This is a genomic window from Novosphingobium colocasiae, assembly GCF_014652555.1.
Taxonomy (GTDB): Bacteria; Pseudomonadota; Alphaproteobacteria; order Sphingomonadales; family Sphingomonadaceae; genus Novosphingobium; species Novosphingobium colocasiae.
On sequence record NZ_BMZA01000021.1, the window covers coordinates 1 to 23,933 of the forward strand.

25 protein-coding genes and 1 pseudogene are annotated in these 23,933 nt (G+C 66.3%); 19 read left to right on the plus strand and 7 right to left on the minus strand.

Going from position 1 to position 23,933, the window contains the following annotated elements:
- Window positions 1–108: 108 nt before the first annotated feature.
- The gene (locus IE122_RS16540) at window positions 109–627 is read right to left on the minus strand and encodes a sterol desaturase family protein (RefSeq protein ID WP_189622363.1); all 519 of its coding nucleotides are present in this window, start codon (window positions 625–627) and stop codon (window positions 109–111) included.
- 147 nt (window positions 628–774) lie between these two features.
- On the opposite strand from IE122_RS16540, the gene IE122_RS16545 reads away from it, so the two are divergent.
- From IE122_RS16545 to IE122_RS16580, 8 genes are all read left to right on the plus strand, one after another.
- On the plus strand, window positions 775–1,200 hold the full coding sequence (locus IE122_RS16545; RefSeq protein WP_189622364.1) for a hypothetical protein: 426 nt from the start codon (window positions 775–777) through the stop codon (window positions 1,198–1,200).
- An 87-nt stretch (window positions 1,201–1,287) separates the two neighbouring features.
- Window positions 1,288–2,721: a 3-isopropylmalate dehydratase large subunit gene (gene leuC, locus IE122_RS16550; protein WP_189622365.1), complete on the plus strand. Its 1,434-nt coding sequence runs from the start codon at window positions 1,288–1,290 to the stop codon at window positions 2,719–2,721.
- Window positions 2,722–2,728: 7 nt separating this feature from the next.
- Window positions 2,729–2,893, plus strand: coding sequence for a hypothetical protein (locus IE122_RS16555; RefSeq protein ID WP_189622366.1), 165 nt, complete (start codon window positions 2,729–2,731; stop codon window positions 2,891–2,893).
- Entirely contained in the window at window positions 2,893–3,498 is a 606-nt protein-coding gene (gene leuD / locus IE122_RS16560) for a 3-isopropylmalate dehydratase small subunit (protein ID WP_189622367.1), read from the plus strand. The genes IE122_RS16555 and leuD overlap by 1 nt, the downstream gene beginning before the upstream one ends.
- Before the next feature lie 104 nt (window positions 3,499–3,602).
- Window positions 3,603–3,926 (plus strand): DUF1476 domain-containing protein, encoded by a 324-nt coding sequence (locus IE122_RS16565; protein ID WP_189622368.1) that lies wholly within the window; start codon window positions 3,603–3,605, stop codon window positions 3,924–3,926.
- A 30-nt stretch (window positions 3,927–3,956) separates the two neighbouring features.
- Window positions 3,957–4,190: a BolA family protein gene (locus tag IE122_RS16570; RefSeq protein WP_189622369.1), complete on the plus strand. Its 234-nt coding sequence runs from the start codon at window positions 3,957–3,959 to the stop codon at window positions 4,188–4,190.
- Window positions 4,191–4,219: 29 nt separating this feature from the next.
- Window positions 4,220–4,549, plus strand: coding sequence for a Grx4 family monothiol glutaredoxin (gene grxD, locus IE122_RS16575; RefSeq protein ID WP_189622370.1), 330 nt, complete (start codon window positions 4,220–4,222; stop codon window positions 4,547–4,549).
- 370 nt (window positions 4,550–4,919) lie between these two features.
- Complete coding sequence (locus IE122_RS16580; protein WP_189622371.1) at window positions 4,920–5,738, plus strand: NUDIX hydrolase; 819 nt, start codon at window positions 4,920–4,922, stop codon at window positions 5,736–5,738.
- Between the two features lie 17 nt (window positions 5,739–5,755).
- Here the strand turns inward: IE122_RS16580 and IE122_RS16585 are convergent, their stop codons facing one another.
- The 3 genes from IE122_RS16585 to IE122_RS16595 form a co-directional block, all read right to left on the minus strand.
- Window positions 5,756–6,061 carry a PilZ domain-containing protein gene (locus tag IE122_RS16585; protein ID WP_189622372.1) on the minus strand — a complete coding sequence of 102 codons (306 nt, stop codon included), beginning with the start codon at window positions 6,059–6,061 and terminating at the stop codon, window positions 5,756–5,758.
- 98 nt (window positions 6,062–6,159) lie between these two features.
- Entirely contained in the window at window positions 6,160–7,206 is a 1,047-nt protein-coding gene (locus IE122_RS16590; protein ID WP_189622373.1) for a quinone-dependent dihydroorotate dehydrogenase, read from the minus strand.
- A gap of 134 nt (window positions 7,207–7,340) precedes the next feature.
- Entirely contained in the window at window positions 7,341–8,066 is a 726-nt protein-coding gene (locus IE122_RS16595) for a TetR/AcrR family transcriptional regulator (protein ID WP_189622374.1), read from the minus strand.
- Between the two features lie 275 nt (window positions 8,067–8,341).
- On the opposite strand from IE122_RS16595, the gene IE122_RS16600 reads away from it, so the two are divergent.
- Window positions 8,342–10,048, plus strand: coding sequence for an FAD-dependent oxidoreductase (locus IE122_RS16600; RefSeq protein ID WP_189622375.1), 1,707 nt, complete (start codon window positions 8,342–8,344; stop codon window positions 10,046–10,048).
- Window positions 10,049–10,129: 81 nt separating this feature from the next.
- On the opposite strand, the gene IE122_RS16605 is transcribed toward IE122_RS16600, so the two are convergent.
- From IE122_RS16605 to IE122_RS16615, 3 genes are all read right to left on the minus strand, one after another.
- On the minus strand, window positions 10,130–10,882 hold the full coding sequence (locus tag IE122_RS16605) for an SDR family NAD(P)-dependent oxidoreductase (RefSeq protein WP_189622376.1): 753 nt from the start codon (window positions 10,880–10,882) through the stop codon (window positions 10,130–10,132).
- A gap of 73 nt (window positions 10,883–10,955) precedes the next feature.
- Window positions 10,956–11,408, minus strand: coding sequence for a nuclear transport factor 2 family protein (locus IE122_RS16610; RefSeq protein ID WP_189622377.1), 453 nt, complete (start codon window positions 11,406–11,408; stop codon window positions 10,956–10,958).
- Between the two features lie 45 nt (window positions 11,409–11,453).
- Window positions 11,454–12,491, minus strand: coding sequence for a GlxA family transcriptional regulator (locus IE122_RS16615; protein ID WP_189622378.1), 1,038 nt, complete (start codon window positions 12,489–12,491; stop codon window positions 11,454–11,456).
- Between the two features lie 58 nt (window positions 12,492–12,549).
- On the opposite strand from IE122_RS16615, the gene IE122_RS16620 reads away from it, so the two are divergent.
- From IE122_RS16620 to IE122_RS16665, 10 genes and pseudogenes are all read left to right on the plus strand, one after another.
- Window positions 12,550–13,806, plus strand: a complete 1,257-nt coding sequence (locus tag IE122_RS16620; RefSeq protein ID WP_189622389.1) for a sarcosine oxidase subunit beta family protein — start codon at window positions 12,550–12,552, stop codon at window positions 13,804–13,806.
- 19 nt (window positions 13,807–13,825) lie between these two features.
- Window positions 13,826–14,083 carry a sarcosine oxidase subunit delta gene (locus tag IE122_RS16625; RefSeq protein ID WP_189622379.1) on the plus strand — a complete coding sequence of 86 codons (258 nt, stop codon included), beginning with the start codon at window positions 13,826–13,828 and terminating at the stop codon, window positions 14,081–14,083.
- A complete protein-coding gene (locus IE122_RS16630) occupies window positions 14,080–17,049 on the plus strand; it encodes a sarcosine oxidase subunit alpha family protein (protein ID WP_189622380.1) in 2,970 nt (989 codons plus the stop codon). Before IE122_RS16625 ends, IE122_RS16630 begins: the two co-directional genes overlap by 4 nt.
- Window positions 17,042–17,566: a sarcosine oxidase subunit gamma gene (locus IE122_RS16635; RefSeq protein ID WP_229814320.1), complete on the plus strand. Its 525-nt coding sequence runs from the start codon at window positions 17,042–17,044 to the stop codon at window positions 17,564–17,566. Before IE122_RS16630 ends, IE122_RS16635 begins: the two co-directional genes overlap by 8 nt.
- Window positions 17,567–17,688: 122 nt before the next feature.
- Window positions 17,689–18,270, plus strand: coding sequence for a helix-turn-helix domain-containing protein (locus IE122_RS16640; protein WP_229814321.1), 582 nt, complete (start codon window positions 17,689–17,691; stop codon window positions 18,268–18,270).
- Window positions 18,271–18,296: 26 nt separating this feature from the next.
- Entirely contained in the window at window positions 18,297–19,250 is a 954-nt protein-coding gene (locus tag IE122_RS16645) for a class II glutamine amidotransferase (protein WP_229814322.1), read from the plus strand.
- Window positions 19,250–19,939, plus strand: coding sequence for a GltB/FmdC/FwdC-like GXGXG domain-containing protein (locus tag IE122_RS16650; RefSeq protein WP_189622383.1), 690 nt, complete (start codon window positions 19,250–19,252; stop codon window positions 19,937–19,939). The genes IE122_RS16645 and IE122_RS16650 overlap by 1 nt, the downstream gene beginning before the upstream one ends.
- A gap of 11 nt (window positions 19,940–19,950) precedes the next feature.
- Window positions 19,951–21,282 carry an FMN-binding glutamate synthase family protein gene (locus tag IE122_RS16655; RefSeq protein WP_189622384.1) on the plus strand — a complete coding sequence of 444 codons (1,332 nt, stop codon included), beginning with the start codon at window positions 19,951–19,953 and terminating at the stop codon, window positions 21,280–21,282.
- Window positions 21,283–21,355: 73 nt separating this feature from the next.
- Window positions 21,356–22,648: a type III glutamate--ammonia ligase gene (glnT, locus tag IE122_RS16660; RefSeq protein ID WP_189622385.1), complete on the plus strand. Its 1,293-nt coding sequence runs from the start codon at window positions 21,356–21,358 to the stop codon at window positions 22,646–22,648.
- A gap of 648 nt (window positions 22,649–23,296) precedes the next feature.
- Window positions 23,297–23,933 (plus strand): annotated as a pseudogene (locus IE122_RS16665) (IS5 family transposase); the annotation flags it as partial.

Sequence of the window (23,933 nt, forward strand, 5' to 3'; positions counted from 1 at the left end):
CCCCGCTGGTTTTCACAGTGTTGCGGGAAGAGAGCGGCGCCCCGGGTCAAGCCCGGGGCGACGGTATTCTTTGACGTAGCGGTCATCCAACGACCGATTTGCCCGCTCTCAATCCTCCACCGCTTCGCGCAGCACCGCGATGCCGCGCTGGCGCTGCGCCTTGAGTTCGCGTTTCAGCACGGCCGGATCGCGCGCCACGACAAAGCCGAAGCTGACCCCGCCGTGCTTGCCGATGGTGGCATGGTGCAGCTTGTGCGCCTGCACCAGGCGTTTGGCATAGCCGCGCTTGGGCACCCAGCGGAAATAGCGCTGGTGGATCAGGCCATCGTGGACCAGCGTATAGATCACGCCATAGATCAGCACGCCGAGCCCGATCCAAGTCGCCGGCTCCCACGCCGCTGCGCCCATCACCAGCGGTGAACCCAGCGCGAAGAAAGTGATGGAGATCGCCGCCCCGAACAGCGCGAACAGGTCGTTCTTTTCGAGCAGGCGATCGTGCGGTTCGTGATGATCGCGGTGCCAGGCCCAGCCGAAGCCGTGCATGACGTACTTGTGGCTGGCCCAGGCAACCAGTTCCATCGCCGCGATACTGGCGCAGACAATCAGGATGGCGGTGAGGACGGTCATGGCTTCTCCATACCATCGGCCTGCTACGATGCCAGCCGTTCCTGACAGATGCAAAACGGCCCATACCGCATTCGTTCATAATATAAGCTATATTTATGAACATACGGGACGCTCATCACCCGCTTTGATTCTTGAGGACACAGACCCATGGTTACCCTGAACAAGATCGCCGCCGCCTCGCTTGCCGCCGCCATCGCGCTCGGTTCCGTGGCTCCTGCTTCGGCTGCCGATTACGGCCATCGCGGTTGGGGCAACGGCTCTGCCTATGCGCAGTCGCGCGGCTGGGACGATGACGGCTACGGCCGCTACGACGCCCGTGACGGCAATGCGCTGCGCCTGCGCATCCTCGATCTGCGCAGCGACATCTCGATGGCCGCCCAGCGTGGCATCATCTCGCGCGGCGAATTCGTCTCGCTCGCCCGTCAGGTCGATCGCCTTGGCGCGCGTTACACGGACTATGCTCGTGATGGCGGGATCGGCCGCCGGGAAGCCAACGACCTGCGCGATCGCATCGTCGACTTGCGCCAGCGGCTGAACCACGAAGCGCGCGATCGCAACGATTGGCGTCGCTAAACCGTCGGCCCGCAGCGGCCAAATGCGATCAGGGCGCGCGCGTGCCGCTTGAAAAGCGGGACCCGCGCGCCTAATCGCACCATCATTATGACCAGCAAACCGCGCACGCTCTACCAGAAGATCTGGGACGCCCACGTCGTCGATACCCGCGATGACGGCACCAGCCTGATCTATATCGACCGCCATCTGGTTCACGAAGTGACCAGTCCGCAGGCGTTCGAGGCGCTGCGCGTGTCCGGCCGCAAGGTGCGCCGCCCCGACCTGACGCTTGCGGTGCCCGACCACAACCTGCCGACCACGGCACGGGTGGATGCGGATGGCGCGATGCTGCCGATCAAGGATGTCGAAAGCGCGCAGCAACTGGCGGCGCTGCAAAAGAACGCGCCGGAATTCGGCATCCGCTATATCGATGCGATCGACGCCGAACAGGGCATCGTCCACGTCGTCGGGCCGGAGCAGGGGTTTTCGCTGCCCGGTGCCACGATCGTCTGCGGCGATAGCCACACCGCCTGCCACGGCGGGCTGGGCGCGCTGGCGTTCGGCATCGGCACCAGCGAGGTGGAGCATGCGCTGGCAACGCAGACGCTCCTGCTCAAGCAATCGAAATCGATGGAAGTCAGGGTCGAAGGCCGGCTCGGTGCCGGGGTGACGGCGAAGGACGTGATCCTGCATGTCATCGGCGTGATCGGCACCGCCGGCGGCACCGGCTACGTCATCGAATATCGCGGCAACGTCTTCGAGGAAATGTCGGTCGAAGGCCGGCTGACAGTGTGCAACATGTCGATCGAAGGCGGCGCGCGCGCCGGCCTCGTCGCGCCGGATGATAAGACTTTCGCTTATGTGAAGGGCCGTCCCTATGCTCCGCGCGGGGCCGAGTGGGACCAGGCGGTGGCCTGGTGGAAAAGCCTGGCGACAGACGCCGGTGCCACGTTCGACAAGTCCGTCGTCATCCGCGCCGAGGATATCGAGCCGACCGTCACCTGGGGCACCAGCCCGGAAGATACCGCCCCGATCGGCGGCACTGTGCCCGGTCCCGAAGACTTCGCCGATCCGTCCAAGGCCGATGCGGTCAAGGTCAGCCTGGACTACATGGGCCTGACCCCGGGAACGCTGCTGGCCGATGTCGAAGTGCAGAACGTCTTCATCGGTTCGTGCACCAACAGCCGCATCGAGGATATCCGGGCCGCCGCTGCCGTGCTCAAGGGCCGGCACAAGGCCGATAACGTCAAATGGGCGATCGTCGTGCCCGGCTCGGGCCTCGTCAAGCAGCAGGCCGAGGCCGAGGGACTGGACAGGATCATCGTCGAAGCCGGCCTCGAATGGCGCGAGCCCGGCTGTTCCGCCTGCCTGGCGATGAACCCCGACAAGGTGCCGGCCGGGGAGCGCTGCGCTTCCACCAGCAACCGCAACTTCACCGGCCGCCAGGGGCCGGGCGCGCGCACGCACCTGATGAGCCCGGCGATGGCGGCTGCTGCCGCCGTCACCGGCAGGCTCACCGATGTCCGCGAACTGATGGGATAAGCGCATTATGTCCGATGATAAGAAAGATCTCGCCACCAAGGCGGCGGTGGCTGCCGGTGCCGCCATCGGATCGGCGGCGATCGCTGCCGCGATGCTCTATGTGAAGCGTCGCAAGGCGCGCACCAACGATGCGCCGCCGCCGCATCCCGAACAGGCACCTGAGACCGATTGATGCAGTCCATCTCCCATGTCGCCGGCCGTGCCATTCCGTTCGGCCGCAAGAACGTCGATACCGACGTCATCATCCCGGCCCACTGGCTCAAGACCATCACCCGTGAAGGGCTGGGCCGGGGCGCGTTCGAGGCGATCCGCAAGGAACCGGGCAACATCTTCGACGATCCGGAATTCACCGGCGCGCCGATCCTGATCGCCGGGGACAATTTCGGCTGCGGCTCCAGCCGCGAACATGCCGCCTGGGCGCTGCTCGATCTGGGTGTGACCTGCGTGATCGCGCCGAGCTTTTCGGACATCTTCTCGGGCAATGCCTTCAAGAACGGCATCCTGACCGTGGTGCTGCCGCAGGAAGCGGTGGACCGGCTGCTGGAAGTGGCGCGCACCGAAACGATCGACATCGACCTTGAAACGCAGACGGTGACCACGCCTTTCCAGGATCGTTTCACGTTCGAAATCGACCCGTTTCGCAAGCACTGCCTGCTCAACGGGTTGGACGAAGTGGGCCTGACGCTGGCGCAGGATACCGTAATCAGCGGCTATGAAGCGCGGGCCGGGCGCGAACTGCCGTTTCTGACCGGGGCGGTGACCGCCGCCACCGCATAAGGCGCGCCGGCGCGTGGTGCGTGGCGAATCAGGATTGTACCGGGGCTCGCCCGGCCCTATCGGCTAGGAAAGCGATTACCCGCACATTCACGCGAGGGGGTTTGATGACCAGTTTCCAGGACCGCGAGCGCGCCGAAGAGGCCAAGTTCGCCCATGACGAAGAAATCGCCTTCCGCATCCAGGCGCGCCGCAACCGCTTGCTGGGCGAATGGGCGGCCGATCGCATGGGCCTTTCACAGGCCGAGCGTGAGGCTTACGCCAAGGCCGTGGTCCAGGCCGATTTCGAGGAAGCCGGCGACGAGGACGTGGTCCGCAAGCTGCTGGGCGATCTGATCGCGGCCGGCGTCGATGCCAACGAAAGCGAGATCCGCGCCGCGCTCGAAGCCAAGCAGGTCGAAGCGCGCCGCGCCTTTCTCGGCGAAGTCTGACCGGTTCGGCCGGGTACGGGGACGACAATCATGGCGATGTCAGCAAGCGCGATCGAAGCACTCATCGTGGAGGCGCTGCCCGATGCGCAGGTGACCATCACCGATCTGGCCGGCGATGGCGATCACTATGCCGCGCACGTGGTTTCCGCCGCATTCGCCGGCAAGCCGCGCGTGCGCCAGCATCAGATCGTCTACGCAGCGCTGGGTGGCCGGATGGGCGGCGAACTGCACGCCTTGCAACTCACGACTGCCGTTCCCAACTGATATCGGCACCCTAATCAGGAATACCCCCCATGTCCGACGCCCAGGCCCGTATCGCTTCGATTGTAAACGAGAACGACATCGTGTTGTTCATGAAGGGAACCCCGCTGTTCCCGCAGTGCGGCTTTTCCAGCCGCGCCGTGCAGATCCTCGATCACCTCGGCGTCGCCTATGAAAGCGTCGACGTGTTGCAGGACATGGAAGTGCGCCAGGGCATCAAGGCCTATTCCGACTGGCCGACCATCCCGCAGCTTTACGTCAAGGGCGAGTTCGTCGGCGGCAGCGACATCATGACCGAGATGTTCCAGGCCGGCGAACTGCAGCAGATGGTGGACGAGGCCGGAGTCGCCAAGGCCGGCTGACGCCCGCCGCATCTTCTTCGCGCATCAAAAACGCGCCGGGGCTTCGCGGCTTCCGGCGCGTTTTTGATGCGCAAAGGCTGTGCAGGGTGCGGCGGGAGCGGGGGAGTACCAAGGTCGGGGAGGCGGGGCCGGAGACTAAACGGCCCCGCCTCTATAGAGACTGCTTTGGGGTACGGATATTACTATGCAGAGCCCGTGCCAACTTTTCGGAAATCCCTGAATCGCGTGGATTTTATCGCGTTTTCAGTCCCGCCCCCCGGCACTCCTGCGGCGATATGTAAGCTATTCCGACACGCACCCGCCGCACGCGCGAAAATGCATCGCACAGAAGGCTTGCATGGCGGGGCGGGTGCGGCAAGATGGGGCCATCATGCCTCTTGCACCTGCTTCCGCTCCGTCCACCTCCCCCTCCGCCGGCCCTTTGCGATTGGAGGGCACTAACGTCGTTCCTGCCGCAACCGTGGTCGTGTTCCGCCGCGCCGCGAATGGCGGGCCGCCGGAACTGCTGATGTTGCAGCGGTCCGGCAAGATGCGCTTCGCCGCGCAAGCGCTGGTGTTTCCTGGCGGCCGTATCGATCCGGCTGACCGTTCTCTCGCCGCCCTGCTCATGCCGGATGCCGATCCGGAACTGGCCGCTGCACGCGTGGCAGCCGTGCGCGAAACGCTGGAGGAGGCGGGTCTGCTGATCGGAGCGCGCGCCAAGCTGGACAAGGCCACCGTGGCCGCCGCGCGCGCCATGCTGATCGAGCGTGGCGAACTGGCACCGGTGCTGGATCACTTCGGCATCGAGCTGATGCCACAGGCGTTTCCGCTGTTCGCGCACTGGTGCCCGCTGTGGGATCGCGCCTTCGACACCCGTTTTTTCCTCTACGACATGGGCACCGGCGCGGTCGAACTGACGGTTGACGAGACCGAGAACACCCACCTGTTCTGGACCAGCGCGGCCAATGCGCTGGCGGCGGTCGCGAATGGCTCTGCGCATGCCATTTTCCCGACGCTACGCAATCTGGAACGGCTGGCGCAATATCCCGATTTCGCGGCGGCGGTCGATGATATCGCGCGCCGCACGGTCAAGCGGATTCACCCCCGGCGGGTGACGATCGACGGTATCGAATATCGCGAGATCGACGATACCCAAGGCTATCCGGTCGTGCGCGAGCCGATCCCGGAAGACGAACTGCGCGGCTGAGCGCCGCCGCAGGCCGATCAGACGGCGCGGTTCTGCTGGGCGATGAAATCGACGATCGGGCCGTACAGCGCCCGGTCGAACTCGATCCCGGACTGATCGCCGCGGACCCAGCGGACCACGCCGCTCATCCCTTCCATGCCTTGCGGCTTGACGATGAGGCGCGTGCCCGGCCGAAAGAACAGGCTGCGGGTGCGCAGGCAGCAGCCTTCGGCGGTGATATCCGAAATCTCACCGGTGTCGCGCATGCCGCTGAGCGTGCGGCACTGCACGGCCAGGGTCACTGGCTGGCGTTCTGAACGTCGGGGATTGACGAGATCGGACATTACGCAGTCTTCCCACGATAGCGGTTAATTTTCCGCCAATCTGCTTCCCACCTTATAGCATCGGCGATGACCGGCAGAAACATCCAGAAACATATTTCCTAGCGGACATCCACGCCCACCGCCGCCGCAAGGTCGGTGAACCCGTCGCGGCGCATCAGTTCGGCCAGGCCGGCAACGATCCGGCGCGGCAGCATCGGCCCTTCATAGACCAGCGCGGAATAGAGCTGGATCAGGCTCGCTCCGGCCCGAATGCGGGCCCAGGCGTGTTCGGCGCTGGCAATCCCGCCGATGCCGATCAGCGGCACTTGCCCGGCGCTGGCGTGATAGAGGGTGGCCAATCGGTCCTGCGCCAACGCGCGCAACGGCGCGCCAGACAGGCCGCCGGCTTCCCCGGCGTGCGCTGACCGCAGGCTGGCGGGGCGCGACAGCGTGGTGTTGCCGATCAGCACCGCGCCCAGCCGCCGGTCGATCGCCAGCCGCGCCACCGCATCGAGTTCGCGGTCGGAAAGGTCGGGAGCGATCTTGAGGAAGATCGGCGTCGTCGTCCCGGCCACGCCTTCTTCCACCGCGCTGATCAGGTCGGCCAGCGCGTTCTCGTCCTGCAAGGCGCGCAGGCCCGGGGTGTTGGGGCTCGATATGTTGAGCGTGATGTAGCTCGCGAGCGGGGCCATGCGCCGCGCCATCGCGCCATAATCGGCGATACGGTCCGGGCTCTCCTTGTTCGCGCCGACATTGATGCCGACGACGCCCGGCCGCCGCAGCCGGCGGCGCAGCCGCGCCTCGGCAGCATCGCCGCCCTGGCTGTTGAAGCCGAAGCGGTTGATGACGGCACGATCCTCGGCCAGCCGGAACAGCCGCGGGCGCGGATTGCCTGCCTGCGGCAGCGGCGTGATCGTCCCCGCCTCGACCGACCCGAAGCCCAGCCGGAACAGCGCATCGACCGCTTCGGCATCCTTGTCGAACCCGGCGGCCAGGCCGACCGGATTGGGAAAGCGGATGCCCGCCACCGTCATCGCCAGCCCGGCGGTGCCTGCGTCCGGCGTCCCGGCGGGCAGCATCGCCAGCACGCGGATTGCCGCCTTGTGGGCGTTTTCCGGGTCCATCCGGAACACCAGCGGCCGCGCCGCGCGATAGAGCCAGTCCATGCGATTCCCCTTGATGCGCCTTGCGCCAAGCAGCGATGCGCCTCGCGCCAAACAGCGATGCGCCTCGCGCTACCGAGCGATGCGCCGCGCCTCTTATCGGGGCGGGCGCGATCGCGCAAAGGCCATGCGCGGGATCAGGTGGCGACGAACACGATCTCGTACAGGAATGCGAGATTGCGCAGGATCTCGGTCTCCGAGAACACGTCGCGCCCGGTCAGCGCCTTGTACTCGGTGGACAGCGTGAACAGCGTGCCTGCCGATCCGACGATGAAGTAGTAAAGCCGCGTCGCGTCACAATCGCGCACGGTGCCTTCGTCCTGCGCGCGGCGGATCAGATCGCGCACTTTCTCATAGTGCGCGCGCAGGTGGTTATCGATCACCCATTCCAGACGCGGGGTGTCCTGGTTGCCCTCCATCGTCATGATCCGGTGGATTTGCGGATAGCGCGCGGAAAAGCGGACGAACTGTTCGATGAAATGGCGCAGCCGGATGCCGGGGCACATGCCCTCGTTACCGTCCAGGATCGGCGATATCGCTTCCTCGTAGGACGCCAGCGCCTTGTCGAGCGCGGCGATCCACAAGTCTTCCTTGGAGCGGAAGTGATAGAGTACCAGCGTATGGGTGACGTTGGCCCGATCCGCCACCGCGCGGGTGGACGTGCCGTCGTATCCGAACACGCCGTAGCAATCGAGCGCGGCCTGGAGCACGGCTTCGCGCACCGCATCGGCCCGCTTGCGGCCGCCGGTCTCCGCCTTCGCGGTCTTGCGTGCGCCGTCCAGCGGCGCTTCGCCCGTGGCCGCCGGAAGCCGGACCGCACGCCGCCCCCCCCGGCGTCCCGTCCGCACCTGTTGCTCAGTCAATCCCGTTCCTTCCACGCTTGCGCTGCCCCGCTTTGTCTGACGTTATTTGACCTTCTGTCATAACCGGTTGCTTTGCAACATGACAGTCGCGGTTGCGAACGGTCCACCGCAACGGCCACCAAGCGCGGGCTTGACCTTCCCGCCCGCCTGCGCCACGTTGACCATATGGTTCAATAATTATCGTGCAGGGCGCTGTTCCGGGTGCTTCCGGGATCCGGCGGTGGCCAGCACGAAAGGGCGACTGCGCGACGCGGCGTCGATTGGGAGTTGCAAGGATGTCTTCGCAAAAAGGTAGTTCCGAAGTGTTCGACGTGGTCGTCGTCGGGTCCGGCGCGGGCGGGTTGACCGCTGCGGTCGTGCTGGCCGGCCAGGGGCTGTCGGTTATCGTCATCGAAAAGGCGGAGCGCTTCGGCGGCACTACCGCGCTGTCGGGCGGCGGCGCGTGGATTCCCAACAATCACCTGATGGCCGCGTGCGACCAGACCGACAGCGACGAGGAAGCGGTCACATACCTGCGACAGGTGCTGGGCAACCAGTTCGACGAAGCATGGATCCGCACGTATGTGGCCAGCGGCAAGGCGATGCTGGCGGATATGGAAAAGACTACCGAGGTCAAGTTCTACCCCATTCCGCTCAGCGACTATTGCCCGGGCCTCGACGGTGCCAAGTTTGCCCGCACGGTGATCGCGATAGAATACGATGGCCGCAAGCTGGGCAAGCTCATCAGCGCGGTGCGCGATCCGCTGCCGGGCTATGCGGCATTCGGCAGCTTCCAGTCCGATCCGCAGCACGTCGGCAAGCTGACCTCGGTGTTCAAGACCCGCGAAGGGTTCGCCTATACCATGAAGCGGATGGCCGGCTTCGCGCGGGACGTCGTCCAGTATGGCAAGGGCAGCCATATGGCCAATGGCAACGCGCTGGTCGGTCGCCTGCTCAAGAGCGCGATGGACAGGGGCGTCACCCTGCGCCGGCGGGCCGCGCTGGACAGCCTGATTGTCGAGGACGGCAAGGTGACCGGAGTGGTCGCCAAGACCAGCGATGGCACCCTGCGCATCGCCGCGCGCAAGGCGGTGGTGCTCGCCACCGGCGGGTTCGGTGCCAATGCGGAGATGCGCAAGCTCTACATTCCGCAGGCGGAAGATCACCTTTCGGCCCAGCCGCTGGAGAACGTGGGCGATGGCATCCGCATCGGTCAATCCGCCGGTGCTCAACTGGCCGCACCTAACGCCGCCAACGGGGTCTGGGCTCCCTGTTCCGCCCGGCGCGACAGCAAGGGCAATATCCTCAGCGTCTATCCGCACTTCGGTCCCGATCGTGCCAAGCCGGGGGTCGTCATCGTCGATGACAGCGGCAAGCGCTTTATCAACGAAGCGGCACCCTATCAGGACTTCGTGAACCTGATGAACGCGCGCGAGATGAAGCAGGCGTGGTACATCGGCGACCGCAATACGCTGCGCAAATACGGCATGGGCATCGCGATGCCCGCTCCGCTGCCCTACCGCCATCTGGTGCGCGACGGCTATCTGACCGAAGCGGCGACGATCGCCGAACTGGCGACGAAGATCGGCGTGCCGGCGGCAGCGCTGGAAGAGACCGTGGCCAAGTTCAACAGCGGCGCCGTCAACGGCCAGGATCCGGAGTTCCACAAGGGCGAGATCGCCTACGACACCATCCAGGGCGACTACAACCACGCGCCCAACCCGTGTGTCGGGCCGGTGCAGGAAGGGCCGTTCTATGCGATCAAGCTGCAGCCGGGCGATTGCAGCACGATCCTGGGCCTGCAAACCTCGCTCGATGCCGAAGTGCTGAACGCGGCCGGGCAGCCGATCCCGGGGCTCTATGCCGTCGGGCTGGACCAGAACTCGCTGATGAAGGGGACCTACCCCGGCGGCGGATCGAGCATCGGGCCGGCGATGACTTTCGCCTGGCGCGCGGCGCACAAGATCGCCGGGGTGCCCGTTCCCGCCGGTGCCAAGGCCTGATCCGGGATCATAGCGGCCACGAAAAAGCCCTGCCGGCAGCGGATGCCGGCAGGGCTTTTCTCTTGGCTTGCGAAAAGTGCGTCAGCCGGCGGTGTGGCCGCCATCGACGCAGTAGGCCGCGCCGATCACGAAGCTGGCTTCGTCTGACAGCAGGAAGCGCGCGGCGGCCGCGATTTCCAGCGGCTGGCCAAGCCGGCCGATCGGATGGACCGATGCCAGCGCCTGCTCCAGACCGGGGTCCTGGGCAAAGGCGCCGGCCAGCATCGGCGTGTTGGTGGCACCCGGCAGCACCGCGTTGATGCGGATACCACGCCGCGCATAGTCGATCGCACTGGCGCGGACGAGGCCGAGCGCGCCCGCCTTGCTGGCGCAGTATTCGGCCCCGTTCGGGAAGCCGACGAGCCCGGCGGTAGAGACGATGTTGACGATCGCGCCGCCGCCGGTTTCGAGCATCGCGGTGATCTGGTGCTTGTTGCAAAGGAACAGCCCGCGCGTGTTGACCGCCTGGCAGCGGTCCCATTCCTCGGCCGAAAGCTCGTGGATCAGCTTGCCGGTCTGCGGCACGCCCGCCGCATTGCACGCGCCATCCAGCTTGCCGAAGCGGGCCACGGCGGTATCGACGAGCGCCTTGGCGTCTTCCTCCAGCGACACATCGACGCGCAGCGGCACCACGCGGTCGCTGCCCAGCTTCCCGGCCGCTGCGGCGGCGGCTTCTTCGTTGCGATCGCTCAGCACCACGTTGGCGCCGGCTTCCACCAGCAGTTGTGCGCAGGCATAGCCGATGCCGCTGGCAGCGCCGGTGACGACGATGGTCTTTCCGGTGAAATCGGACATTATTTCTCTCCCTTCAGGAATCAGGCGCGCGGGCGATGGTCAACCCGCGATAGGATCAGGTGGCGGGCCGGTATCAGGCCCAAGCCACCGGGCGCACTTCGCGCACCAGCTCGCGCCAGCCATCGGCGGTGCGCACAAACACTTCCTCCAGATCGGCGAGCGCGGCGGGGACGTTGGGGTTGTCGCTGCCGGGAGCCTTGAACAGGGTCAGCAGCGTCGTGGTCGCCACCTCGTCGGCAGAGCGGACGTCGAAGCGGGTCGGGCCGAGCAGGTGGCGGGTGATGACCGGGGCGGCTTCGCGCACCTTGAGCCACGCGGCAATATCGTCATATCCGGAAATCGTGCCGGGGTTGGGCGTGCCGGGGCCAAACACCAGCCGGGCATCAGGCGCGAATATAAACGCGGCCTCGCCGGCACGGCCGTGATCGACCAGGAAATGAAACTCGACGATCAGCGCCCGGATCGCTTCGGCGTCGTCGATGGGCAGCGCAGGCCCGCCTGCACCCCCGGTTTGTGCCTTCACCACGTCTCTCTCCCTTATGCGCCGGAATGACGCTTTGTGCGACGGAACCTACTTTTCCCTGTCCATTCGGTCAATATCAACCGCATTCTGCTCATCATCGTCGCGCGCGCGTTCGGCCCGCCGCAAGTGGATCGGGGAGAGCGCGAAGCGCTGGTGCATGCGGCGCGAGAAGTGCGCCGGGCTGCGAAAACCGCAGGCGAGGGCGATCTCGGTCACCGAAAGGCCGGTGGAGCGCAGCAGTTCGCGAGCGCGATCGAGCCGGATGCCGAGGTAAGTCTCGGCAACGCTGGTCCCCAGTTCGGCGCGGCATACCCGTTCGAGCTGGCGCAGCGACAGCCCGGCGCGCTGGGCCAGGGTTTCGCGCGGCAACGGCTCCTCCAGCGCCGCTTCCATCGCTGCCAGCATCGGCAGCAGGCGCGGGTGAACGGTGCCGTGGCGAGCGGCCACCCCGGCGCGCTGGGCGTGGCCGCCGCCGCGCGGCTCGGCGCGGATGAACCATTCGCCCGCGCGCAAGGCCAGGTCGGCCCCATGATCGCGCGCGATCAGCGACAGCGCCAGATCGAGCCCGGCGGCCCCCCCGGCACAGGTCATGCGATCGCCGTCGATCACATAGAGCCCATCCTCGATCGCCAGATCCGGAAACTCGGCGCGCAGGGCGGCGGCGTGTTCCCAGTGAATCGTCGCGCGCCGCCGGTCTAGCAGCCCGGCCCGCGCCAGCAGGTAGGGGCCGCCGGACACCCCGGCCATGGCGACGCCGCGCCGCGCCTCGGTACGCAGCCACGACAGGCATGTTTCGTCGGCAAAGGCGGCGGGATCGCCGGCGGCGAACACCACCAGCATGTCGCAATCGGGCGCATCGCCGACCACCGCATCGGTCATCAGCCGTGCCCCGTTGGAAGCGCGCGCGCCCTTGGCCAGCGCGCGCTGGCCGATGTGCAGCCAGGTGTAGAGCCGCGCGCCCGCCAGCCGGTTGGCGGCGCGGAACGGTTCGACGAAAGCGGCGTAGGACAGCATCGCGAACCCGTCGATCAGGACCAGACCAATGCGGATCGCGCCGTCTGCGGGAAAATTGGCCTCATCAGGCATGATATCGTCGTATCAGGACAAGCGGGGTGATCAAGATGAAGTTAGCCTGTCCTCCGAGATGCGGTACTCGATCTTCTCCCTCGCCCGGCAGGCGCTGCACCGGCATCGAGGCTGGGGCCCGGCGTGGCGCGATGCCGAGCCGGCGGAGGCAGGCTATGACGTCGTAATCGTCGGCGGCGGCGGGCACGGCCTCGCCACTGCCTATTACCTCGCCCGGGTCCATGGCCTCACCCGCGTCGCGGTGATCGAAAAGGGCTGGATCGGCGGCGGCAATGCCGGGCGCAATACCACCATCATCCGCTCCAACTATGGCCTGCCCGGCAACGAGCCGTTCTACGAATTCTCGATGAAGCTGTGGGAAGGGCTGGAGCGCGAACTCAACTACAACGCGATGGTCAGCCAGCGCGGGGTGCTCAACCTCTATCATTCGGACCCGCAGCGCGATGCCTATGCGCGGCGCGGCAATGCCATGCGGCTGCACGGTGCCGATGCCGAACTGCTCGATCGCGACGGGGTGCGGGCGATGGTGCCGTTCCTCGATTTTGAAAATGCCCGCTTTCCCGTCCAGGGCGGGCTGCTGCAACGGCGCGGGGGCACCGCGCGGCACGATGCCGTGGTCTGGGGCTATGCCCGCGCCGCCAGCGCGCTGGGGGTCGATATCATTCAGAATTGCGAGCTGACCGGCTTCCTGACCGATGCATCGGGCGCAGTGACCGGGGTGGAAACGACACGCGGCCCCATCCGCGCCGGCAAGGTCGGGCTGGCGGTCGCGGGCAACAGCTCGCGCGCGGTGGCGCTGGCGGGACTGACCCTGCCGATCGAGAGCCACGTGCTCCAGGCCTTCGTCAGCGAAGGGCTCAAGCCGGTGATCCCCGGTGTCGTCACCTTCGGGGCCGGGCACTTCTACATCAGCCAGTCGGACAAGGGCGGGCTGGTGTTCGGCGGCGATATCGACGGTTACAACAGCTATGCCCAGCGCGGTAACCTGCCGGTGGTGGAGGATGTCTGCGAAGGCGGCATGGCGGTGATGCCGATGATCGGCCGCGCCCGCATCCTGCGCAGTTGGGGCGGCATTGCCGACATGTCGATGGACGGATCGCCGATCATCGACGCATCGCCGCTGCCCGGCCTGTGGCTCAACGCCGGCTGGTGTTACGGCGGGTTCAAAGCGACCCCGGCCTCCGGCTATTGCTTCGCCCACTTGCTGGCCACCGAAACCCCGCACGAAACCGCCACCGCTTTTCGTCTCGACCGGTTCCGCACCGGCCGCCTGATCGACGAAAAGGGCGTGGGGGCCCAACCCAACCTGCACTGAAGGAGCACCGGACCCGGCCATGCGCATCCCTTGCCCCTTTTGCGGCAGTCGCGATTCGCGCGAATTCGTTCATCGCGGCGATGCCGGACCGGCGCGCCCGGCGGACGGGGCCGATGCCGAAGCGATGTTCGATTATGTCTATCAGCGCGCCAATCCGGCCGGGCTGATCCGTGAACACTGGTATCACGCCCAGGGTTGCCGCAACTGGATCGTGGTCGAGCGCGATACCCGTAGCCACGCCGTGTCCGGCGGCGCGTGGCCGGGCCCGGCGCGATGACCCGGCGCGCCACCGGCGGGCTGATCGACCGCGCCACACCGCTGCATTTCACATTCGATGGCCGCGCTCTGTCCGGCTTTGCGGGCGATACGCTGGCCTCGGCGCTGGTAGCGAACGGTGTCCGGCTGATCGGCCGCTCGTTCAAGTATCACCGCCCGCGCGGCATCCTGACGGCGGGGAGCGAGGAACCCAACGCGCTCGTCACCCTGCGGACCGGGGCGGCGGCAGAGCCCAACACCCGCGCCACCACTGTCGAGTTGTTCGACGGGCTGGCGGCGCGCAGCCAGAACCGCTGGCCATCGCTGCGCTTCGATGCGCTGGCGGTGAACCAACTCTTCGCGCCGCTTTTCGTCGCCGGGTTCTATTACAAGACCTTCATGTGGCCGGCGGCGTTCTGGGAGAAGCTGTACGAGCCGCTGATCCGCCGTGCGGCGGGGCTGGGCGCGCTCTCGATGGAGCCCGATCCTGACGCATACGATCATGCCCATGCCTTCTGCGATCTGCTGGTTATCGGCGGCGGTCCGGCTGGTCTTGCCGCCGCGCTGACGGCCGGGCGCGCGGGCTTGCGGGTAGTGTTGGCCAACGACGATCCGCGCGCTGGCGGCCGCCTCTTGGCCGAGAACGCGGTGGTGGATGATGTCCCAGGCCACGAATGGGCGGGCACCGCGATCGCCGAACTCGCAGGCATGGCCAATGTCCGGGTCCTCGCCCGCACGGCGGTGATCGGCGTCTATGACGGCTGCGAATATGCGGCGGTCGAGCGGGTGGCCGATCATCTGCCGTCTCCGGTATCGGGCCAACCGCGCCAGCGGCTGTGGAAGATCGTCGCCACCCGCGCGATCCTCGCCACCGGAGCGACCGAGCGGCCGCTGGTGTTCGGTGGCAACGACCGGCCGGGGGTGATGACCGCCTCGGCGGTGTCCACTTATGTCAATCGCTTCGCGGCGCTGCCGGGCCGGCGCGCGGTGGTCACCACCACCAGCGACAGCGGCTGGCAGACCGCGCTCGATCTGGTGAAGGCCGGGGTCACCGTGGTCGCGATCGTCGATCCGCGCCGGATCGCGCCGACGCACCACGCGGTGACCACGCTGATCCGCAGCGGCACCGAAATCATGCTCGGCGCGCGGATCTCCGACGTGTTCGGATCGCCGGTGCGCAAGGTGGAGGTGGTCAAGTCCAACGGCCAGGTGCGCCGTCTCGCCTGCGATCTGGTCGCCATGGCGGGCGGATGGAACCCGGCGATCGGGCTGGGGGGCCATCTCGGCGCGCGGCCGCAGTGGTCGGCGGAAAAGCACTGTTTCCTGCTGGACGAGGCACCGCCGGGGCTGGCGGCAGCGGGTGCCGCCGCCGGCAAATTCTCGCTCGGCAAGGCGCTGGCCGACGGGGTGGCGCAGGCGGTCGAAGTCTGCGCCGCGCTGGGCCGGGATTGCCCGCCTCCACACTTTGCCGGGCATGACGAGCCCGCTGACGGCACGCCGTTCTGGCACAACGCGACGCCGCTGGCGATGCGCGGCAAGGCCTTCGTCGATTTCCAGCACGATGTGACCGACAGCGACGTGGCGCTCGCCGCGCGTGAAGGGTTCACTTCAGTGGAGCACATGAAGCGCTACACCACGCTCGGCATGGCGACCGATCAGGGGCGCCTCAGCCAGCTCAACGGCCATGCCCTGCTGGCGGCGGCGACCGGGCGGGCGATTGCCGAGGTGGGCACGATCCTGTCGCGCGCGCCATGGCAGCCGGTGGCGATAGGGGTGATGGCCGGCGCGCATCGCGGCGCGCACTTCCGGCCCGAACGGCGCACTGCCGGGCATGACTGGGCAGCGGAGCAGGGGGCGACCTTCGTCGATGCCGGGCTGTGGAAGCGCGCCCAGTGGTTCGCCCGCCCCGGCGAGAGCGACTGGCTGGAAACCGTCAACCGCGAGGTGACGATGACGCGGCAGGGCGTGGGCATCTGCGATGTCTCCACCCTCGGCAAGATCGACCTGATGGGCCCGGACGCGGCCGTGCTGCTCGATCGGCTCTACATCAACACAATGTCGACGTTGCCAATCGGCAAGGCGCGCTATGGCGTGATGCTGCGCGAGGACGGCTTCGTCATGGACGATGGCACGGTGACGCGGCTGGGCGATGAGCACTTTTACGTCACCACCACTACCGCCAATGCCGCGCGGGTGATGCAGCATCTCGATTTCGCGCGGCAGGTGCTGTGGCCTGAGCTTGATGTGCAGGCCTGCTCGGTGACGGAGAACTGGTCCACCTATGCGGTGGCCGGCCCGCGATCGCGGGCGCTGCTGGCGGCGGCTCTGCCGGGTTGCGATGTGGCGGATGCGGCGCTGCCCTATATGGCCGCCACCACGCTGCGCTGGAACGGCGGCCCGCTACGGCTCGCACGCCTGTCGTTCTCGGGCGAGCTGGCTTACGAAGTCAGCGTGCCCGCGCAGCATGGGGACGTGCTGGTGCGCCACCTGTTCGCCACCGGCCGCGCCTTCGATGTCGTACCCTACGGGACCGAGGCGCTGGGGGTGATGCGGATCGAAAAGGGCCATCCGGCGGGCAACGAACTGAACGGCACCACTACCGCCGCCGATCTTGGCCTTGGCCGGATGATGTCGCGCAAGAAGGACTATGTCGGCCGCACGATGGCCGGGCGCGAAGGGCTGACCGATCCCGCTCGTCCGGCACTGGTCGGGCTGGTGCCGGTCGATCGCACGTCGCGCATCCGCGCCGGCGGGCATCTGCTCCCACCCGGCGCGGCGGCGACGGCGGCCAGCGACGAGGGCTATGTCACTTCGGCAGCATACTCACCCACCCTCGGCCACCCGATCGCGCTGGCGCTGCTGGCGAACGGCCCTTCGCGCCATGGCGAGCACGTGATCGTTCACGATCCGGTACGCGGCGCTGATGTCGAGGCGCAAGTGTGCCCGCCGGTGTTCCTCGATCCCGAAGGAACCAGACTGCGTGGCTGAACCGCTGATCCTGCACCCGGTAGATAGGCCCGGCATCGCCACGGTGATGGCGCGCAAGGGCGTTGCGCCCGGCACGCTGAATGCCGCCCTGGGCCTCTCCCTGCCGGACGGCCCGGGTGCCGCCTTTGCGGGATCGCGCACCGCTATCGCCACCGGACCCGGCACCTGGCTGGTGTTGGACGATCACGCCGGTGCCGATTTTGCCGGGCGGCTGGCTGAAACCCTGGCGGGCATCGCTGCGGTCAGCGACCAGTCGGGCAGCTATCTGGTCCATGCCCTGTCCGGCCCGGCGGCCCGCGCGCTGCTTCAGCGCGGGCTGGCGATCGATCTTCACCCCGATGCCTTCGGCCCCGGCAGCGCCGCCATCAGTCAGATCGCCCACATCGGCGCGGTGCTGTGGCAGGTGGATGATGCGCCCACATACCGCATCGCCGTCTGGCGCAGCTATGCGGAAAGTTTCCGTCATTGGGTGGAGGTGACGGCGGTATCGCTGGACGAAGCCGACCAAGGCGGATGACTCGCCCGCCAATTCCTTCTAGGCTCGGGCCCGGACTGAAATCTGCAAGGGCCCGCACCATTTCCACCCGCCCGCCATCCCCCGATACCGATGACCTCGCCACCGGTTCCGAGGCACCCGCCGTGCCCGAACGCAATCTCGAACGCGCGCTGGGCAACCAGATCCGCGTGCTGCGCCGCCAGCATGATCTGTCGGTCGCCGATCTGGCCAGCGCGGCAGGCATTTCCAACGGTATGCTCTCCAAGATCGAGAACGGCGGCATCTCGCCCTCGCTGGCAACCTTGCAGGCGATCTCCGGCGTGCTGCAGGTCCCGCTGTCCACGCTGTTCGCCAGCTTCGAGGAACGGCAGGACTGCTCTTATGTCCCCGCCGGGCAGGGGCTGACGATCGAGCGGCGCGGCACCAAGGTCGGCCATGTCTACCAGTTGCTGGGCGCGGTGCTGCGCGGCGATATCGCGGTGGAGCCCTACCTCATCACGCTGAAGGAAAATGCCGCGCCGCACACCTCGTTCCGCCATTCCGGGGTGGAGTTCCTGCACATGCTCGAAGGCGAGGTGCAGTACCGCCACGGCTCCGAAACCTATCACCTGCGGCCCGGCGATTCGCTGCTGTTCGACAGTGCGGCGCTGCATGGCCCCGAACGGCTGAGCGGCGGCGAGACCCGCTATCTCTCGATCATCGTCTACCCGCGCGACGAAACGTGATGGCGTAGTTTCCTTTAAGGAAACATTTGTTCCTTGAGATTGACGATACCGCACCCCCGCTTTATGACGGCGGCACGGATCGCCACGATCGGGAGACGCCTGGCTTCATGTGCGGAATTGTCGGACTGTTCCTCAAGGACAAGGCGCTGGAGCCGCAGCTCGGCGCGCTGCTGGCGGGCATGCTCGAAGTGATGACCGACCGGGGGCCGGACAGCGCCGGTTTCGCGGTCTATGGCGCGGGCGCTCCCGGCCATGTGAAGCTGACAGTGCGCGGTGCCGATCTCGACGGCCTGGCCGATGCGATCGGCGGCGTGAAGGCTACCGTGCGTGACAGCCATCTGGTGCTGTCGCTGCCCGCTGCCGAAGAGGATCGCGTGCGCGGCTGGCTCGCGCTCGAACGTCCCGATCTGGTCGTCATCGGCGCGGGGCAGCGGATCGAGCTTTACAAGGAAGTCGGCCTGCCCGCCGATGTCGCCACCCGCTTCAACCTTGCCGGGATGAGCGGCACGCACGGCATCGGCCACACCCGGATGGCCACCGAAAGCGCCGTCACCACCGATGGCGCGCACCCGTTCTCCACCGGGCCCGACCAGTGCCTGGTACACAACGGCTCGCTGTCCAACCACCGCTCGCTGCGCCGCATGCTGGAACCGCACGGGATCGCCTTCACCACTGACAACGACAGCGAAGTGGCGGCCGGCTACCTGTCGTGGAAGCTGCGCGAAGGGGCGAGCCTGGCACAGGCGCTGGAGGACAGCCTCGATGATCTCGACGGCTTCTTCACCTTTGTTGTCGGCACCGAAAGCGGCTTTGCGGTCTTGCGTGATCCGATCAGTTGCAAGCCTGCAGTGATGGCCGAAACCGATCGCTATGTGGCGTTCGGTTCCGAATATCGCGCGCTGGTCGGCCTGCCGGGTATCGAACATGCCCGCGTGTTCGAGCCCGAGCCCGCCCGCGTCTACGCCTGGGAGCACGGCTGATGCCGGTTATCGATCTGGCCCGCGCCTCTACCCGCGAACTCAACGCCCGGCTCCACGCCCTGACCCCGGACGATGGCGAAACCGAATGGGTGGTGGCGAACCCGCAAGGCCGCCACGCGCTGGCCGTCGGGCTCGATCAGCCGGTCACCGTCGAGATCAAGGGCCATGCCGGATACTACTGCGCCGGCATGAACGCCGAGGCGACGGTGATCGTCGACGGCAATGTCGGCGTCGGCGTGGCCGAGAACATGATGAGCGGCACCGTCCTCGTGAAGGGTGATGCCAGCCAGGCGGCGGGGGCCACGGCCCACGGCGGGCTGCTGGTGATCGAAGGCGATGCCTCGGCCCGCTGCGGCATCTCGATGAAGGGCGTCGATATCGTCGTCAAAGGCTCGATCGGGCCGATGAGCGCGTTCATGGCGCAATCGGGTAATCTGGTGGTGCTGGGCGATGCCGGCGATGCGCTGGGCGATTCGATCTACGAAGCGCGCATCTATGTGCGCGGCAGCGTGAAAAGCCTGGGCGCGGACTGCATCGAGAAGGAGATGCGCGACGAGCATCGCGCCGACCTGGTCCGCCTGCTCGCCGCCGCAGGCCTGGGCGATGTGGCGCATGCGGATGAATTCCGCCGATACGGCTCGGCCCGCCAGCTCTATACCTTCCACGTCGATAATGCCGCAGCTTACTGAGGACATACCCCTTGGACCTCGATCGCATCCCGCAGACCCTGCCGCGCTTTTCGGCCACGTTCGATGCGCACACCCTGTCCGAAATCCGCCGCGCGGCCGCGACCGGAATCTACGACATTCGCGGCGGCGGCACCAAGCGCAAGCTGCCGCACTTCGATGACCTGCTGTTCCTCGGCGCGTCGATCTCGCGCTATCCGCTCGAAGGCTACCGCGAAAAGTGCGCGACCGATGTGGTGCTGGGCACACGCTTTGCCAAAAAGCCGATCCACCTCAAGATCCCGATCACCATCGCGGGCATGAGCTTCGGCTCGCTTTCGGCGCAGGCCAAGGAAGCGCTGGGGCGCGGGGCGTCTCTGGCGGGCACGTCTACCACCACCGGCGATGGCGGCATGACGCCGGAAGAGCGCGGCCAGTCGCAGACGCTGGTCTACCAGTACCTGCCGTCGCGCTACGGGATGAACCCGGCGGACTTGCGCAAGGCCGATGCGATCGAGATCGTCATCGGCCAAGGTGCGAAGCCGGGCGGCGGCGGCATGCTGCTGGGCCAGAAGATTTCCGATCGCGTCGCCGAAATGCGCACCCTGCCCAAGGGCATCGACCAGCGCTCCGCCTGTCGCCACCCGGACTGGACCGGGCCCGACGATCTGGAGATCAAGATCGAGGAACTGCGCGAGATCACCGACTGGGAAAAGCCGATCTACGTCAAGGTCGGCGCGACCCGTCCCTATTACGACGTGGCGCTGGCGGTGAAATCGGGCGCGGACGTCATCGTCCTTGATGGCATGCAGGGCGGCACGGCGGCGACGCAGGACGTGTTCATCGAACATGTCGGCATTCCGATCCTCGCCGCCATCCGCCCGGCGGTGCAGGCGCTGCAGGACCTCGGCATGCACCGCAAGGTGCAGCTCATCGTCTCGGGCGGCATCCGCAACGGGGCCGATGTCGCCAAGGCGCTGGCGCTGGGTGCGGATGCCGTCTCGATCGGTACCGCCGCGCTGGTCGCGCTGGGGGATAACGATCCGCATTACGAGGACGAATACCGCAAGCTGGGCAGCACCGCCGGGGCCTATGACGACTGGCAGGAGGGCCGCGACCCCGCCGGGATCACCACGCAGGACCCGCTGCTGGCGGCGCGGCTCGATCCGGTGGCGGCGGGGCGGCGGCTGGCGAACTATCTTTCGGTGCTGACGCTGGAAGCGCAGACCATCGCGCGGGCCTGCGGCAAGAGCCACCTGCACAACCTCGAACCCGAAGACCTCGTCGCGCTCAGCGTGGAGGCGGCGGCGATGGCGCGGGTGCCGCTGGCGGGGACGCAGTGGGTACCGGGGCAGGGCGGCTACTGACATACATCACATTCACCGGACGGCGGGGGCGCTTTCCGGCCCTCGCTTTCTCGAAGGGCAAGGGATCACGGACATGACGATTGATCTGGCAGACGTCGCCCGGGCAAAGGGCATCAAGTATTTCCTGATCTCCTATACCGACCTGTTCGGCACCCAGCGCGCCAAGCTGGTACCGGCCGCCGCGATCGGGGCGATGCAGAAAACCGGCGCGGGGTTCGCCGGCTTCGCCACCTGGCTCGACATGAGCCCGGCCGATTCCGACATGTTCGCCAAGCCCGATCCGGCCAGCCTGATCCAGCTACCCTGGAAGCCCGAAGTGGGCTGGCTCGCCGCCGATCTGTGGATGAACGACGCCCCGGTCGAAGCCTCGCCGCGCCATGCCCTCAAGACCCAGATCGCGCGCGCCGCGGAACAGGGTCTGACGATGAAGACCGGGGTCGAATGCGAATACTTCCTGATCCAGCAGGACGGGACCGCGATTGCTGACGCTGCCGATACCCAGGCCAAGCCATGCTACGATCAGCAGGCGCTGATGCGGCGCTATGACATCATCACCGAAATCTGCGACGCCATGCTGCAACTGGGCTGGAACCCCTATCAGAACGACCATGAGGACGCGAACGGCCAGTTCGAGATGAACTGGGAATACGACGAGGCGCTGGTCACCGCCGATCGCCACGCCTTCTTCAAGTTCATGGTCAAATCCATCGCGGAAAAGCACTGGCTGCGCGCCACCTTCATGCCCAAGCCGTTCGCGCACCTCACCGGCAACGGCTGTCACATGCACGTGTCGCTGTGGCGGGGCGATACCAATGCCTTCGTCGGCGACGGCACCGCGCTGTCGCCGCTCGGGCTGTCGTTCATCGGCGGCCTCATCCATTCGGCACCGGCGATGGCGGCGATCACCAATCCCACCGTCAACAGCTACAAGCGGATCAACGCGCCGCGCACGCTCTCCGGCGCGACCTGGTCGCCCAATTCGGTGACCTGGACCGGCAACAACCGCACCCACATGATCCGCGTGCCCGAGGGCGACCGCTTCGAACTGCGGCTGGCCGACGGTTCCGCCAATCCTTACCTGCTGCCCGCCGTGGCGCTGGCCGCCGGGCTCGACGGCATTGCCAACGATCGCGATCCCGGCCCCCGGCTCGATATCAACATGTACACCGAAGCGGACAAGGCGGGCGACGTGAAGAAGCTGCCGCTCAACCTGCTGGACGCGCTGCGGGCGCTGGAAGCCTGCCCGGTGCTGCCGGCCGCGCTGGGCCCCGTGGTGCCCGCCTACCTCAAGCTCAAGCATGCCGAATGGCGCGATTACAAGGCTCACTTGTCCGAATGGGAGCGGGTGAACACGCTCGATTGTTAGGCGGCTTGGGCAAATCCGGCGATGGACGGCGGTGTCAGCTAGCTGTGAATTCTACCGGAAAAGTGCCGTCTGGACACCGCTGAGGTTGCCGGCGTTACCATATTGAATTAATCCTGATACTACAATCTTGAAGTTCGAGAGAGAATGTGGCTAAATACAGGTATAGTCTCCTCTTAATTCTTGCAGCTTATGGTTGCTCCAGGTCACTTGACATATCAAATTCGGATGAGAAAAAGGTCATCCAGCTTGCAGTACAACAATCAGTCAAGTCATTCGGCTCATCATTCTGTATCGTGACAAAGCTTAGCGAGAACCCGCTCAAGCTATCAGAAAAGCAATTTGACGCTGGATGGCTTCAAATGGGTAACTATCGTTACAGGGAGTTAGGCGAGGCTAAAATAAACAGCGTCCCAAGCGATGCACTTACCGGATTATTATCGACGTCAACGGACTTCGGTTGCCTCAATACAATCCGAATTGAGCGACCCACATTTTTCGAAACAGAAAAAAATGGAAATCGCTCCTTATTAGCGGCTGTAAAATTAAGAGCCTGATCCGAAACTAAGTTGAGTGGTATCAGTGGGTTAGCTTGACGTCATGCCAAGTCGTTGATTCAAGTGGTTTTGCGAAGACTACCGGAGATCAACGATGTGGACTGACACCACTCGGGCACTCTATGCCCGTGCGGACTTGGCTTTGCCAAGTGATTTGACCGACGCCGAATGGGCGCTGCTTGTTTCTGCCGCCGCCGTCGCATGTGGGCCGCCCGCGCAAGTGGCCGCTCAGGCGGATTGTCGAGGCGATCCTGTATCTGTTGCGCGGCGGTCTGCCGTGGCGGATGCTGCCGCCGTGCTTTCCGCCGGTCTCGACAGTGCGGCGCTGGTTCTACCTGTGGCGGGACAACCGGCTCTGGTTGTCGCTCAATCATGCCCTGTTGCTGATCGGACGCGAGGCGAGTGGGCGTGATGCCTCGCCCAGTGCCGGGGTCATCGACAGCCAGAGCGTCAAAACCACGGAAAGCGGCGGGCCTCGGGGTTATGATGCGGGCAAGAAGATCAAAGGCCGCAAGCGCCACATCCTGACCGACACGGAGGGCAATCTGGTCCACGCCGTGATCCACACCGCCGACATCCAGGACCGGGACGGTGCACCGCTGGTGCTCGCCCAGATCATCAAGCGCTTCCCGTGGCTGCGCCATGTGTTCGCCGATGGCGGCTATGCCGGCGACAAACTCCGGCAGGCGCTGCGCCGGATCGGCAAATGGACCCTCGAGATCGTCAAACGG

What these genes read in the sequence shown, in the direction of transcription:
- IE122_RS16620 (WP_189622389.1), top strand. Translation starts at nt 12,550, where the DNA reads ATGCGGTACTCGATCTTCTCCCTCGCCCGGCAGGCGCTGCACCGGCAT.
- leuD (WP_189622367.1), top strand. Translation starts at nt 2,893, where the DNA reads ATGCAGTCCATCTCCCATGTCGCCGGCCGTGCCATTCCGTTCGGCCGC.
- IE122_RS16540 (WP_189622363.1), bottom strand. Translation starts at nt 627, where the DNA reads ATGACCGTCCTCACCGCCATCCTGATTGTCTGCGCCAGTATCGCGGCG.
- IE122_RS16555 (WP_189622366.1), top strand. Translation starts at nt 2,729, where the DNA reads ATGTCCGATGATAAGAAAGATCTCGCCACCAAGGCGGCGGTGGCTGCC.
- glnT (WP_189622385.1), top strand. Translation starts at nt 21,356, where the DNA reads ATGACGATTGATCTGGCAGACGTCGCCCGGGCAAAGGGCATCAAGTAT.
- IE122_RS16625 (WP_189622379.1), top strand. Translation starts at nt 13,826, where the DNA reads ATGCGCATCCCTTGCCCCTTTTGCGGCAGTCGCGATTCGCGCGAATTC.
- IE122_RS16590 (WP_189622373.1), bottom strand. Translation starts at nt 7,206, where the DNA reads ATGGACTGGCTCTATCGCGCGGCGCGGCCGCTGGTGTTCCGGATGGAC.
- IE122_RS16545 (WP_189622364.1), top strand. Translation starts at nt 775, where the DNA reads ATGGTTACCCTGAACAAGATCGCCGCCGCCTCGCTTGCCGCCGCCATC.
- IE122_RS16650 (WP_189622383.1), top strand. Translation starts at nt 19,250, where the DNA reads ATGCCGGTTATCGATCTGGCCCGCGCCTCTACCCGCGAACTCAACGCC.
- IE122_RS16615 (WP_189622378.1), bottom strand. Translation starts at nt 12,491, where the DNA reads ATGCCTGATGAGGCCAATTTTCCCGCAGACGGCGCGATCCGCATTGGT.
- grxD (WP_189622370.1), top strand. Translation starts at nt 4,220, where the DNA reads ATGTCCGACGCCCAGGCCCGTATCGCTTCGATTGTAAACGAGAACGAC.
- IE122_RS16570 (WP_189622369.1), top strand. Translation starts at nt 3,957, where the DNA reads ATGGCGATGTCAGCAAGCGCGATCGAAGCACTCATCGTGGAGGCGCTG.
- IE122_RS16600 (WP_189622375.1), top strand. Translation starts at nt 8,342, where the DNA reads ATGTCTTCGCAAAAAGGTAGTTCCGAAGTGTTCGACGTGGTCGTCGTC.
- IE122_RS16580 (WP_189622371.1), top strand. Translation starts at nt 4,920, where the DNA reads ATGCCTCTTGCACCTGCTTCCGCTCCGTCCACCTCCCCCTCCGCCGGC.
- IE122_RS16630 (WP_189622380.1), top strand. Translation starts at nt 14,080, where the DNA reads ATGACCCGGCGCGCCACCGGCGGGCTGATCGACCGCGCCACACCGCTG.
- leuC (WP_189622365.1), top strand. Translation starts at nt 1,288, where the DNA reads ATGACCAGCAAACCGCGCACGCTCTACCAGAAGATCTGGGACGCCCAC.
- IE122_RS16565 (WP_189622368.1), top strand. Translation starts at nt 3,603, where the DNA reads ATGACCAGTTTCCAGGACCGCGAGCGCGCCGAAGAGGCCAAGTTCGCC.
- IE122_RS16585 (WP_189622372.1), bottom strand. Translation starts at nt 6,061, where the DNA reads ATGTCCGATCTCGTCAATCCCCGACGTTCAGAACGCCAGCCAGTGACC.
- IE122_RS16605 (WP_189622376.1), bottom strand. Translation starts at nt 10,882, where the DNA reads ATGTCCGATTTCACCGGAAAGACCATCGTCGTCACCGGCGCTGCCAGC.